At 44.5% G+C, this 13,956-nt stretch carries 12 protein-coding genes and 1 rRNA gene; 8 read left to right on the top strand and 5 right to left on the bottom strand.

The window, feature by feature from the left end; all coding sequences use genetic code 11:
* Window positions 1-11: 11 nt before the first annotated feature.
* From mnmE to rpmH, 5 genes are all read right to left on the bottom strand, one after another.
* Complete coding sequence (mnmE, locus tag ACWJJS_RS00065) at window positions 12-1,391, bottom strand: tRNA uridine-5-carboxymethylaminomethyl(34) synthesis GTPase MnmE (protein ID WP_025854033.1); 1,380 nt, start codon at window positions 1,389-1,391, stop codon at window positions 12-14.
* A gap of 288 nt (window positions 1,392-1,679) precedes the next feature.
* On the bottom strand, window positions 1,680-2,321 hold the full coding sequence (gene jag / locus ACWJJS_RS00060; protein ID WP_004392953.1) for an RNA-binding cell elongation regulator Jag/EloR: 642 nt from the start codon (window positions 2,319-2,321) through the stop codon (window positions 1,680-1,682).
* Window positions 2,318-3,067 carry a YidC family membrane integrase SpoIIIJ gene (gene spoIIIJ, locus ACWJJS_RS00055; protein ID WP_007409906.1) on the bottom strand — a complete coding sequence of 250 codons (750 nt, stop codon included), beginning with the start codon at window positions 3,065-3,067 and terminating at the stop codon, window positions 2,318-2,320. The genes jag and spoIIIJ overlap by 4 nt, the downstream gene beginning before the upstream one ends.
* 160 nt (window positions 3,068-3,227) lie before the next feature.
* Window positions 3,228-3,578, bottom strand: coding sequence for a ribonuclease P protein component (gene rnpA, locus ACWJJS_RS00050; protein WP_004392944.1), 351 nt, complete (start codon window positions 3,576-3,578; stop codon window positions 3,228-3,230).
* Between the two features lie 154 nt (window positions 3,579-3,732).
* Window positions 3,733-3,867: a 50S ribosomal protein L34 gene (gene rpmH / locus ACWJJS_RS00045; RefSeq protein ID WP_003178075.1), complete on the bottom strand. Its 135-nt coding sequence runs from the start codon at window positions 3,865-3,867 to the stop codon at window positions 3,733-3,735.
* A 622-nt stretch (window positions 3,868-4,489) separates the two neighbouring features.
* Between rpmH and dnaA the strand changes: the two genes are divergently transcribed.
* From dnaA to ACWJJS_RS00005, 8 genes are all read left to right on the top strand, one after another.
* Window positions 4,490-5,830, top strand: a complete 1,341-nt coding sequence (dnaA, locus tag ACWJJS_RS00040; protein ID WP_004392913.1) for a chromosomal replication initiator protein DnaA — start codon at window positions 4,490-4,492, stop codon at window positions 5,828-5,830.
* 184 nt (window positions 5,831-6,014) lie between these two features.
* Window positions 6,015-7,151 carry a DNA polymerase III subunit beta gene (gene dnaN / locus ACWJJS_RS00035; RefSeq protein WP_094247315.1) on the top strand — a complete coding sequence of 379 codons (1,137 nt, stop codon included), beginning with the start codon at window positions 6,015-6,017 and terminating at the stop codon, window positions 7,149-7,151.
* 134 nt (window positions 7,152-7,285) lie between these two features.
* Window positions 7,286-7,501: a ribosome maturation protein RlbA gene (rlbA, locus tag ACWJJS_RS00030; protein WP_004392910.1), complete on the top strand. Its 216-nt coding sequence runs from the start codon at window positions 7,286-7,288 to the stop codon at window positions 7,499-7,501.
* 15 nt (window positions 7,502-7,516) lie between these two features.
* Entirely contained in the window at window positions 7,517-8,629 is a 1,113-nt protein-coding gene (recF, locus tag ACWJJS_RS00025) for a DNA replication/repair protein RecF (protein ID WP_007409910.1), read from the top strand.
* Between the two features lie 17 nt (window positions 8,630-8,646).
* Window positions 8,647-8,892 (top strand): extracellular matrix regulator RemB, encoded by a 246-nt coding sequence (gene remB / locus ACWJJS_RS00020; RefSeq protein WP_004392908.1) that lies wholly within the window; start codon window positions 8,647-8,649, stop codon window positions 8,890-8,892.
* Between the two features lie 59 nt (window positions 8,893-8,951).
* Window positions 8,952-10,868 (top strand): DNA topoisomerase (ATP-hydrolyzing) subunit B, encoded by a 1,917-nt coding sequence (gene gyrB / locus ACWJJS_RS00015; protein WP_004392900.1) that lies wholly within the window; start codon window positions 8,952-8,954, stop codon window positions 10,866-10,868.
* 215 nt (window positions 10,869-11,083) lie between these two features.
* Entirely contained in the window at window positions 11,084-13,543 is a 2,460-nt protein-coding gene (gyrA, locus tag ACWJJS_RS00010; RefSeq protein WP_004392898.1) for a DNA gyrase subunit A, read from the top strand.
* Between the two features lie 298 nt (window positions 13,544-13,841).
* Window positions 13,842-13,956 (top strand): 16S ribosomal RNA (locus ACWJJS_RS00005); the annotation flags it as partial.

Raw genomic sequence — 13,956 nt, 5'->3', positions numbered from 1 at the left:
TTTCCTCCCTTTTATTTACCTAAACAAAATTGTGAAAAGAGCTGATCAATTAAGCTTTCGTGGACGGCATCACCGATGATTTCGCCCAGCAGTTCCCAGCACCTTGTCAAATCAATTTGCACCATATCAATCGGAACATCCTGTTCAATTCCGTTCAGCGCATCATCAATCGCTTGCTTTGCCTGATGCAGAATCGAAATATGACGGGTGTTGCTGACATAGGTGAGATCTCCGCTTTCGATCGCTCCTGTATAAAATAGCGACTGAATCGCTTCCTCTAAATCTTGAATGCCTTCTTCTTTCAACAATGAGGTCGTGACGACAGGCCGGCCTTTCGCCAGTTCCTTGACGCGCTCAGCGTCAATCTTAGCCTCAAGGTCCGTCTTATTCATAATGACAATGACGTCCATTCCCTCAACCGCTTCAAACAATTTCACATCTTCTTCAGAAAGCGCTTCGCTGTGGTTAAGCACAAGCAAAATGAGATCCGCTTCCTTCAGAACCTGCCGTGACCGTTCCACACCGATTCTTTCGACGATGTCTTCTGTCTCACGGATTCCGGCGGTATCGACAAGCCGAAGCGGCACGCCTCGCACGTTGACATATTCCTCAATCACATCACGCGTCGTTCCCGGAATATCGGTTACAATCGCCTTCGTTTCATGAACAAGGCTGTTAAGCAGAGAGGATTTCCCGACGTTCGGACGGCCGATGATCACGGTAGACAGTCCCTCACGCAAAATTTTCCCCTGCTCAGACGTACGGAGCAGCGCCTCGATTTCTTTCTTCACGCCGCTTGCCTTCTCCACTAAAAGCTGATGCGTCATTTCTTCGACGTCATCATATTCCGGATAATCTATATTCACCTCAACATGGGCAAGTGTTTCTAACAACTCATCACGCAGACGGCGGACAAGCGCGGAAAGCCGTCCTTCCATCTGGTTCATGGCGACATTCATGGCACGGTCCGTTTTGGCCCTGATCAGATCCATCACCGCTTCCGCCTGTGAAAGGTCAATCCGTCCGTTTAAAAATGCGCGCTTCGTAAACTCACCGGGTTCTGCCAGTCTCGCACCTTCTCTTAAAGCAAGCTGGAGCACCTGATTAACCGTCACAATACCCCCGTGACAGTTGATTTCAATGATATCTTCCCTTGTGAATGTTCTGGGCGCTCTTAAAACAGACACCATGACTTCCTCAATAATCCGTCCCGTCGTACTGTCCGCGATATGCCCGTAATGAATGGTATGCGATTCTGCCGAACTGAGCGTTTTGCCTTTCGGACCCTTGTACATTTTGTCGGCGATCTTTACGGCTTCCGGGCCGCTCAGCCGAACGATCGCAATCGCGCCTTCACCCATCGGAGTTGAAATCGCTGCAATTGTATCCATGCTGTTCACCTCTCTTTATCTCTGTTTCCATCTATATAAAAAATTTATTTATGCCAAAATTAAAAGATAACATAGTTTGGTTTGAAGTGGAAGATACGTTATCCACAAAAGCAGAAATTCATCCCTTATTACTTTAACTTATCCACATGTGAATAACAATTAATTTTATTTCCTAAAACCTTTTTTATCAACAGCATAGACCGAAAAAGAAAAAACTTAAACGCAAAAAATGCGATTCTGCTCAGGAATAGAGCCATTTTTACCAATAAAAAAACCGAAGTTCCGATTTTACCCGGACTTCGGTTTTCTGCTATCTTTATGGGAAATAACGAGATGGCGGTACCGGCCTTCACCGGTAGAAAACGTTTTGATATTTGGATGCTTTGACAGCGCGTCATGGATGATTTTTCTTTCACCTGACGGCATCGGTTCTAAATGCACCTCTTTTTTCGTTTTCGACACTTGCTTGGCCAGCCTGTTTGCCAGCTGATCCAGAATTTCTCTTCTTTTCCGCCGATAATTCTCAGCGTCGACAACGGCTTGGCGATACTGGCCGGAGCCGCGGTTCAAAACAAGCTGCGTCAATGTTTCCAATGCATTGAGTGTTTGTCCTCTTTTGCCAATAAGCAGCGCCGCTTTTTCACCTTTAATGTGAAAACAGACTGTTTTCTTGTTTTCTTCCGTAACAATCTCAGAAGGCCCGGCAATGGAATGGATGATTTCTTCCAAATACGCTTTCGCTTCCTGAACAGGATTTCTTTTCTCTTCAAGTTCTACGATCGCATTCTTTTTTCCGAAAATACCCAAAAACCCTTTATATTCTTCTTGCACCACTGTTATTTCTACTTGATCTTTCGTCAGTTGAAGTTCCTGAAGGCCTGATTGAACTGCTTCTTCGACATTCCGTCCCGCAGCAGTCACCTTCTTCACTTTTTCTTTCCTCCGGCTTTCTGCGTTTCCGGATCGTGTTTAATGTCAGGTCCTTTAATAAGGAATGTCTGAGCAATCATAAACAGGTTTCCGACTACCCAATACAGAGAAAGCGCACTCGGGAAGTTGATTGCAAATACGATAATCATGATCGGCATAATCCATACCATCATTGCCATTTGAGGATTCTGAGTCGGATTTCCCGCCATCATCAGCTTCTGCTGGACAAAAGTGGCCACACCGGCAACGATAGGAAGAATATAGTAAGGATCCTTCTCTCCTAAATCAAACCATAAAAAGCTGTGCTGTGAAATGGCTTGCGTACGCATAATGGCGTGGTAGAATCCGATCAAAATCGGCATTTGAATCAGGATCGGGAAACATCCCGCCAGCGGGTTTACCCCGTGCTTTGAAAACAGGGCCATCGTTTCCTGCTGAAGCTTCTGCTGCGTTTTTTGATCTTTAGAGCTGTATTTTTCTCTGAGCTTCTGCATTTCAGGCTGCAGCGCCTGCATCGCTTTTGAGCTTCGAAGCTGCTTGATCATCAGCGGCAGAATCAGCAGACGAATTAGAATCGTAACGATGATGATCGATAAACCATAGTTATCGCCCGTCAGTTTCGCTACGTACGTAATGACTTCTGACAATGGATACACAACATATTTGTCCCAGAAATGCGGACTATTCGCCGTAATCGGCTCTTTCACACTCGAGCATCCGGCCAGCAGCACGAGCATACCGACCATACTCAGTAGTAACCATATTCTCCTTTTCAAGAACGTTTCCTCCTATACCAATCTTTATAAACCTTGTATGTATTTTAGCATCTTTCAGTTTCAAATGGCGTTCATTTTTCGCCAAATAAAAGGAAGCGCTTTTAAAAACGTGAAGAAAACAAAATATGAGCTATTTTGACGAAGATTTCTTATATAATGAGGTTTTTCTGAATAAGTGCTGCAGACTCTTTTTCGTTTCTTCAAAACTGAGGTCGCCGGCGGGTTTTCTTGCGATAATAATAAAATCTTTCGGCTTGAGCAGCTCTTTTTCCTCCTGAACCGCCTGTCTGATTAACCGCTTCACCCGATTGCGCACGACGGCATTGCCGATTTTTTTACTGACAGAAAGCCCTACCCGGAGCTCTTCCTGTTTCGGCTGATCAAGCGTATACAGCACGAACTGGCGGTTTGCCATAGACGTTCCGCGTTTAAACACTTTTTGAAAATCTTCATTTTTCTTTAACCGATTTCGCTTCTTCACTTTAATTCACTCCGATATTCACTCGCAGAAACTTTTATTTCTATCTAAAAAAAACGGGCCGCCGGAATACTGAAGAAATTTCTCCAGTACCGGGCGACGCATGACATCTCTTTTCTCTTAATGTGAAAAAAGACCACTGACATTATTCAGTGGCCTAAGCTGATAATACTTTTCTGCCTTTGCGGCGACGGCGTGCTAATACTAGACGACCGTTTTTTGAACTCATACGGCTTCTGAAGCCATGAACTTTACTGCGTTTACGGTTATTCGGTTGGAATGTTCTTTTCATTTATGACACCTCCCTCGAGGAATAGCTGTTAAAGACAGTCTTACTTATTATATTTGTGCTGCCTATTCATTGTCAACTTCAGCAGTGCTTTTATTTCTTACAACCATAATAGGATAACATACCTTAACCAGATTAGAAACCTTATTTTTCATATTCCTTTTTTTAACGCACAAAAAAAGCCGCGCTCCCCCGAAAAAACGTCATGTGGATAATTTTTCGGTCTTTTTTTAATATCCACAATCGTTATCGACAACATTTTCACATTGCTAACCCCTGTGGACAAAGATTTTTCAACAAGTTGTCAGGTTTGTGGATAAGATTACAAGAACCATTGCAAGTCCTCGCTTAATTTGATATTATATTTGTGTTTTAACTCTTAATTACTTATCCAGTCCATTCTCTTTATCCACAAATTGTGGATAAGTTGTGGATTGTTTTCACACAGCTTGTGTAGATTGTTGTCCACAACTTGTGGAATTTGTCGAAAAGCTATTTTTCTACTATACTATATGTTTTCAACATTTCGTGTGTACGAATGGTCAGAGCCATATGCTCTTTTTTTGTGTTCTATAACAGGGGAAGGGCGCTGATTTTTTAAAGAAAAGGAGGGCTGTGCCGGATAATGGAGAATATATTGGATCTTTGGAATCAAGCTCTAGCTCAAATTGAGAAAAAGCTAAGCAAACCGAGTTTCGAAACTTGGATGAAGTCGACGAAAGCCCATTCGCTGCAAGGAGATACCTTAACCATCACCGCTCCCAATGAATTTGCCAGAGACTGGCTGGAGTCCAGGTACTTACATCTCATTGCAGATACCATATATGAATTAACCGGGGAAGAATTGAGCGTCAAATTTGTCATTCCTCAAAATCAGGACGAAGAAGACTTTTTGCCGAAACCGCAAGTGAAAAAAGCGGCAAAAGAGGAACCGTCTGATTTTCCCCAAAGCATGCTCAACCCGAAATATACATTCGACACATTCGTCATCGGATCGGGAAACCGATTCGCCCATGCAGCATCACTGGCTGTGGCGGAAGCACCCGCTAAAGCGTACAACCCTTTATTTATATACGGGGGAGTCGGCTTAGGAAAAACCCACTTAATGCACGCGATCGGCCATTATGTCATTGATCATAATCCTTCAGCCAAAGTGGTGTACCTGTCTTCTGAAAAATTCACAAATGAATTCATCAACTCAATCCGCGATAATAAAGCCGTTGATTTCCGCAACCGCTACCGGAACGTTGATGTACTTTTGATAGATGATATTCAATTTTTAGCCGGAAAAGAACAAACACAGGAAGAGTTTTTCCATACATTCAACACGCTTCATGAAGAAAGCAAACAAATCGTGATTTCCAGTGACAGACCGCCGAAAGAGATCCCGACCCTTGAAGACCGCCTGCGTTCGCGGTTCGAATGGGGATTGATTACAGATATCACACCGCCGGATCTGGAAACGCGGATTGCCATTCTGAGAAAGAAAGCGAAGGCGGAGGGCCTTGATATTCCGAACGAGGTCATGCTTTACATCGCGAATCAGATTGACAGCAACATCCGCGAACTGGAAGGGGCATTAATCCGGGTTGTTGCCTATTCATCCTTAATCAATAAAGACATTAACGCAGACCTGGCAGCAGAAGCATTGAAAGATATTATTCCGTCTTCTAAGCCGAAGGTCATTACGATAAAAGAGATTCAGCGGATTGTCGGACAGCAGTTCAACATTAAGCTTGAAGATTTCAAAGCGAAAAAGCGTACGAAATCAGTGGCTTTCCCAAGACAAATTGCAATGTATCTTTCAAGAGAAATGACGGATTCTTCTTTGCCTAAAATCGGGGAAGAATTTGGCGGGAGAGACCATACAACCGTCATTCACGCCCACGAAAAGATTTCAAAACTGCTGATTGATGACGAGCAGCTTCAGCAGCAGGTGAAAGAAATAAAAGAACTGCTTAAATAATAGTGTCCTCGGATGAATCGGGGAAAGTGTGAATAACTTTTTCATAGCCATACACAGTCTGTCCACATGGGGATAGGCTGTGTTTCCTGTCTTTTTCACAACTTATCCACAAATCCACAGGCCCTACTATTACTACTGCTATTTTTAAAATATATTAATTATATTATCCGTTAGGAGGATAAACATGAAATTTACGATTCAAAAAGATCGGTTAGTCGAAAGTGTACAAGACGTTCTAAAAGCCGTTTCATCCAGAACCACAATTCCCATTCTCACCGGTATTAAGATCGTCGCCTCAGATGAAGGAGTATCTTTCACAGGAAGTGACTCTGATATTTCAATTGAGTCATTCATTCCGAAAGAAGATGATGATAAAGAAATCGTGACGATTGATCAGCCGGGAAGTATCGTGCTTCAAGCGCGTTTCTTCAGTGAAATCGTTAAAAAACTGCCGATGGCGACTGTTGAAATCGAAGTTCAAAATCAATATTTAACGATTATCCGTTCCGGAAAAGCCGAATTTAATTTAAACGGCCTTGATGCAGATGAATATCCGCATCTACCGCAAATCGAAGAGCATCACGCCATTCAGATTCCGACGGATCTTTTGAAAAACCTGATCCGCCAAACCGTGTTCGCTGTGTCCGCCTCAGAAACACGCCCTATCTTGACAGGTGTAAACTGGAAAGTTGAAAACGGTGAATTATTATGCACTGCCACGGATAGCCACCGACTCGCTTTAAGAAAGGCGAAGCTTGATATTCCGGAAGACAGTACTTATAACGTGGTCATTCCCGGGAAAAGCTTAACCGAGCTGAGCAAAATTCTTGATGACAACCAAGAGCTGGTGGATATCGTCATTACAGAAACCCAAGTTCTGTTCAAAGCGAAAAACGTATTGTTCTTCTCAAGATTGCTTGACGGAAACTATCCGGACACGACCAGCTTAATTCCGCAGGAAAGCAAAACGGAAATCGTCGTGAACACGAAGGAATTTTTACAGGCGATAGACCGTGCTTCTTTATTGGCGAGAGAAGGCCGCAACAACGTTGTAAAGCTTTCTGCCAAACCGGCCGATTCGCTTGAGATTTCATCAAATTCTCCGGAAATCGGGAAAGTGGTCGAAGCTGTGCTGGCTGACCAGATTGACGGCGAGGAATTAAATATTTCATTCAGTCCAAAATATATGATGGACGCACTGAAAGTACTTGAAGGAGCGGACATCCGCATCAGCTTTACGGGAGCGATGAGACCGTTTCTTATCCGTACGCCGAATGATGAGACCATCGTTCAGCTCATCCTTCCGGTCAGAACGTATTAATCAAACAGAATGTGCTGCCGGCTTAGTTCGGCAGCTTTTCTATTCATCAGCCGCTCCCTCAAGTTTTCCCTTTCCTTATTTCAGGATTTTTTAGTACAATTAGATATTAGTGATATTTGAAAGAGGTCGATATTATGGCAAATCCGATTTCGATTGATACAGAAATGATTACGCTTGGCCAGTTTTTAAAATTAGCCGATGTGATTCAGTCCGGCGGCATGGCGAAGTGGTTTCTGAGCGAGCATGAGGTGACTGTCAACAATGAACCTGACAATCGCCGCGGCAGAAAGCTTTACGTTGGAGACGTGGTCGCGATTGAAGGATTTGGTTCATTTCAAGTCGTCAATTAAAGCGGGTGACAGCGGTTGTATATCCAAAATTTAGAATTAACATCCTACCGTAATTATGAGCGCGCTGAGCTTCAATTCGAAAACAAGGTGAATGTGATCATCGGGGAAAATGCCCAAGGCAAAACCAATCTGATGGAAGCCATCTATGTCCTTTCGATGGCAAAATCACACCGCACCTCAAATGACAAAGAACTTATACGGTGGGACGAAGACTATGCTAAAATAGAAGGAAGAGTGATGAAACGCAACGGGGACATCCCGATGCAGCTTGTCATCTCCAAAAAAGGTAAAAAGGGCAAGGTCAATCATATAGAGCAGCAAAAACTCAGTCAGTATGTCGGAGCGCTGAACACCATTATGTTTGCCCCTGAGGATTTAAATCTCGTCAAAGGAAGCCCTCAGGTGAGGAGAAGATTTCTCGATATGGAGATCGGGCAGGTTTCTGCCGTTTATCTGTATGATTTATCTCTTTATCAAAAAATCCTTTCACAGCGGAATCATTTTCTGAAACAGCTGCAAAGCCGGAAACAGACTGACCGGACCATGCTTGACGTTCTCACTGATCAGCTGATTGAAGCAGCCGCAAAAGTTGTCGCCAAACGTCTGCAGTTTACGGCGCAGCTTGAAAAATGGGCGCAGCCGATCCATTCCGGCATTTCCCGGGGACTTGAAGAACTGACGCTTAAGTATCACACGGCGCTTGATGTATCAGATCCTAAAGATTTGTCGAAAATAGGTAACAGCTACCAGGAGTCTTTTTCGAAATTAAAAGAAAAAGAAATAGAACGAGGCGTCACATTATTCGGACCGCATCGGGATGATGTCCTTTTTTATGTGAACGGACGCGATGTGCAGACTTACGGTTCGCAGGGACAGCAGCGTACGACGGCTTTGTCTCTGAAGCTGGCTGAAATAGATTTGATTCATGAAGAAATCGGAGAATACCCCATTTTACTTTTGGATGATGTACTAAGCGAGCTGGATGATTACCGGCAGTCCCATTTGCTTCATACGATCCAAGGCCGTGTGCAGACATTTGTCACCACGACGAGCGTGGATGGCATTGACCACGATACCTTACATCAAGCAGGAATGTTCCGTGTGGAAAACGGTACGTTAGTGAAGTGAAGAAATGAGGTGAGCGATTGTATATTCATTTAGGTGACGACTTTGTCGTTTCAACCCGCGATATTGTCGGCATTTTTGACTGCAAGGTCAATGTATCGCCGATCGTTGAAGAATTTCTGGACAGACAGAAAGAAAAAGTAGTGCCGTCCGTAAACGGCACGCCAAAGTCTATCGTAGTCACGACTGAGAATATATATTACTCTCCCTTATCTTCCGGCACACTGAAGAAACGTGCGCAATTTATGTTAGAAATAGATTCTTAGCGGATCTTTACAATGAATATATTATCGTTTAAGAAAAGTGTAGGTGAATGTGCATGGCTATGGAACAGCAGCAAAATAGTTATGATGAGAATCAGATACAGGTATTAGAAGGTTTGGAAGCTGTTCGAAAGAGACCGGGGATGTACATCGGATCAACTAACAGCAAAGGCCTTCACCATTTGGTGTGGGAAATCGTCGACAACAGTATTGACGAAGCCCTGGCCGGTTATTGTACAGATATTAACATCGAGATTGAAAAAGATAACAGCATTACCGTTAAGGACAACGGGCGCGGAATTCCGGTCGGTATCCAGGAGAAGATGGGCCGCCCTGCGGTTGAAGTCATCATGACCGTTCTCCACGCCGGCGGTAAATTTGACGGAAGCGGATATAAAGTATCCGGCGGTCTTCACGGTGTAGGGGCGTCCGTCGTAAACGCCTTGTCGACCACTCTTGACGTTACGGTTCATCGTGACGGGAAAATCCACTATCAGGCGTACGAGCGCGGTGTACCTGTGGCTGATCTTGAAGTGATCGGCGAAACTGATAAGACCGGAACGATTACGCACTTCGTTCCGGATCCGGAAATTTTCAAAGAAACAACCGTATATGACTATGATCTGCTTTCAAACCGTGTCCGGGAATTGGCCTTCCTGACAAAAGGCGTAAACATCACGATTGAAGACAAACGTGAAGGACAAGAACGGAAAAACGAGTACCACTACGAAGGCGGAATCAAAAGCTATGTTGAGTACTTAAACCGTTCCAAAGAAGTCGTTCATGAAGAGCCGATTTATATCGAAGGCGAGAAAGACGGCATAACGGTTGAAGTTGCATTGCAATACAACGACAGCTATACAAGCAATATTTATTCTTTCACAAATAATATCAACACATACGAAGGCGGCACGCACGAGGCCGGATTTAAAACCGGTCTGACCCGTGTCATAAACGACTATGCAAGAAGAAAAGGGATTTTCAAAGAAAATGATCCGAATTTAAGCGGGGATGATGTGAGAGAAGGGCTGACTGCCATTATTTCAATTAAGCACCCTGATCCGCAATTCGAAGGGCAGACGAAAACCAAGCTCGGCAACTCCGAAGCGAGAACGATCACTGATACGCTGTTTTCTTCTGCGCTGGAAACATTCCTTCTTGAAAATCCGGACTCAGCCCGCAAAATCGTTGAAAAAGGTTTAATGGCCGCAAGAGCGCGGATGGCGGCGAAAAAAGCCCGGGAATTGACCCGGCGCAAAAGTGCGCTTGAGATTTCCAATCTGCCGGGCAAACTGGCGGACTGTTCTTCTAAAGATCCGAGCATTTCCGAGCTGTATATCGTAGAGGGTGACTCTGCGGGCGGATCAGCGAAACAGGGACGGGACCGTCATTTCCAAGCCATTCTGCCGCTGCGCGGTAAGATTCTGAACGTTGAGAAAGCCAGACTTGATAAGATTCTCTCAAACAATGAGGTCAGATCAATGATCACGGCCCTCGGAACAGGAATCGGAGAAGATTTTAATCTTGAAAAAGCGCGTTATCATAAAGTGGTCATCATGACGGATGCCGATGTTGACGGCGCCCATATCAGAACGCTTTTATTAACGTTCTTCTACAGATACATGCGGGAAATCATCGAAAACGGCTATGTCTACATTGCCCAGCCGCCGCTTTATAAAGTGCAGCAGGGAAAACGGGTGGAATACGCTTATAACGATAAGCAGCTTGATGAGCTGTTAAAAGAGCTTCCGCAATCACCTAAGCCCGGCCTCCAGCGTTATAAAGGTCTTGGAGAAATGAACGCGACTCAGCTTTGGGAAACGACAATGGACCCTGCGACCAGAACGCTTCTGCAAGTCAATCTTGAAGATGCAATGGACGCTGACGAGACTTTTGAAATGCTGATGGGTGACAAAGTAGAACCGCGGAGAAACTTCATAGAAGCAAACGCCAGATACGTGAAAAATCTTGATATTTAACCAAGAAAGCCTTATTTTCGTTAAGAAATAAGGCTTTTTTCTCAAAGCGGCTTCTAAAGCCTCTGAAAACCCGCAAAACCCGTATATTCTACTAAATTAATGTGTATAAACACAAGTTTATTGATATAATGGAGAATAGTGAAATCGTATTGAAGATCATAATGGACAATCTACTCCCACATTATTTCATGTGATACTTCAGGGAGGTTTTTTTAATGAGTGAACAAAACACACCACAAGTACGTGAAGTCAATATCAGTCAGGAAATGCGGACATCCTTCCTGGACTATGCAATGAGCGTTATCGTATCCCGGGCGCTTCCGGATGTGCGTGACGGTCTGAAGCCGGTTCACAGACGGATTTTGTACGCAATGAATGATTTAGGCATGACCAGTGACAAACCATATAAAAAATCTGCCCGTATCGTCGGTGAAGTTATCGGTAAGTACCACCCGCACGGTGACTCAGCGGTTTACGAATCAATGGTCAGAATGGCGCAGGATTTTAACTACCGCTACATGCTTGTTGACGGACACGGCAACTTCGGTTCGGTTGACGGCGACTCAGCGGCCGCGATGCGTTACACAGAAGCAAGAATGTCAAAAATCGCAATGGAAATTCTGCGTGACATTACGAAAGACACGATTGACTATCAAGATAACTATGACGGTTCAGAAAGAGAGCCTGCCGTCATGCCTTCGAGATTTCCGAATCTGCTCGTAAACGGGGCTGCCGGTATTGCGGTCGGAATGGCGACAAACATTCCCCCGCATCAGCTTGGGGAAGTCATTGAAGGCGTGCTTGCCGTAAGTGAGAATCCTGAGATTACAAACCAGGAGCTGATGGAATACATCCCGGGCCCGGATTTTCCGACTGCAGGTCAGATTTTGGGCCGGAGCGGCATCCGCAAGGCATATGAATCCGGACGGGGATCAATCACAATCCGGGCTAAGGCTGAAATCGAAGAGACTTCATCGGGAAAAGAAAGAATTATTGTCACGGAACTTCCTTATCAGGTGAACAAAGCGAGATTAATTGAAAAAATCGCGGATCTTGTCCGGGACAAAAAAATCGAAGGAATTACCGATCTGCGAGACGAATCCGACCGTAACGGAATGAGAATCGTCATTGAGATCCGCCGTGACGCCAATGCTCACGTCATTTTGAATAACCTGTACAAACAAACGGCCCTGCAGACGTCTTTCGGGATCAACCTGCTGGCGCTCGTTGACGGACAGCCGAAGGTACTAAGCCTGAAACAATGTCTGGAGCATTATCTTGATCACCAAAAGGTTGTGATCCGGCGCAGAACGGCTTACGAACTCCGCAAAGCGGAAGCGAGAGCTCACATTTTGGAAGGTTTAAGAATTGCTCTCGATCATTTAGATGCCGTTATTTCTCTTATCCGCAATTCCCAGACGGCTGAAATTGCGAGAACAGGTTTGATCGAACAATTCTCACTGACTGAAAAACAAGCGCAAGCCATTCTGGATATGCGCCTTCAGCGATTAACCGGTCTGGAGCGCGAAAAGATTGAAGAGGAATATCAATCACTTGTTGCGCTTATCGCTGAGCTGAAAGATATTTTAGCCAATGAAGAAAGAGTTCTTGAGATCATCCGTGAAGAACTTAATGAAATCAAAGAGCGTTTCAATGATGAGAGACGCACTGAAATTGTGACGTCCGGTCTTGAAACAATTGAAGATGAAGATCTTATCGAGAGAGAAAATATCGTCATCACACTGACCCATAACGGCTATGTTAAACGTCTCCCGGCGTCCACATACCGCAGCCAAAAACGGGGCGGAAAAGGCGTACAGGGAATGGGAACGAATGAAGATGACTTTGTGGAACACTTAATTTCCACATCAACGCACGATACGATTCTGTTCTTCTCTAATAAAGGGAAGGTATACCGTTCTAAAGGATATGAAATCCCTGAATACGGCCGAACGGCAAAAGGCATTCCGATTATTAACCTTCTGGAAGTTGAAAAAGGCGAATGGATTAATGCCATTATTCCGGTCAGCACGTTTGATGAGGAGCAATACCTCTTCTTTACGACCAAACAAGGGGTGTCGAAACGTACGGCACTGTCCCAGTTTGCGAATATACGGAATAACGGGCTGATCGCCCTAGGTCTCCGGGAAGACGATGAACTGATGGCCGTCCGCCTGACTGACGGCAAGAAACAAATCATCATCGGAACGAAGAACGGTTTGCTGATCCGTTTCCCTGAAGAAGATGTAAGACAAATGGGACGCACAGCTGCGGGTGTTAAAGGCATTACGCTGACAGACGATGATGTCGTTGTAGGCATGGAGATTCTTGAAGAAGACTCCCATGTCCTCATAGTGACAGAAAACGGCTACGGCAAACGCACACCAGCTTCAGAATACAGAGTTCAAAGCCGGGGCGGAAAAGGCCTTAAAACATGTAAAATCACTGACAGCAACGGTCCGTTAGTAACCGTGAAAGCAACAAAAGGCGAAGAGGACTTAATGATTATTACGGCAAGCGGCGTGTTAATCAGAATGGATATTAATGATATCTCCACTACGGGACGCGTAACTCAAGGCGTCCGTCTGATCCGCATGTCTGATCAAGAGCATGTAGCCACTGTGGCGCTTGTGGAAAAGAATGAAGAAGAGCCGGAAGAAACGGAAGAAGTATAAACGAAAAAGCGCAGCTGCAACAGGCTGCGCTTTTACTATATAAAGAAATGAAAAAAAGCTTTGACACATAGTGATGATGCTGATATAATTCTTTTTGTTGTCTTTTTAATAGAAAGGCAAGCCTAGCGAAAATATTTTTTAAAAAAGTATTGACCTAGCAAACTGAAAATGTTATGATTAAGAGGTCGCTTCGAGAGAAGTGGAAAAGTTCTTTGAAAACTAAACAAGACAAAACGTACCTGTTAATTCAAAGTTTTAAATAAATCGCACAGTGATGTGCGTAGTCAGTCAAACTACTTTATCGGAGAGTTTGATCCTGGCTCAGGACGAACGCTGGCGGCGTGCCTAATACATGCAAGTCGAGCGGACAGATGGGAGCTTGCTCCCTGATGTTAGCGGCGGACGGGTGAGTA

The organism is Bacillus sp. JK106, assembly GCF_053663355.1.
This window is presented reverse-complemented; position numbering and strand designations above follow the sequence as displayed.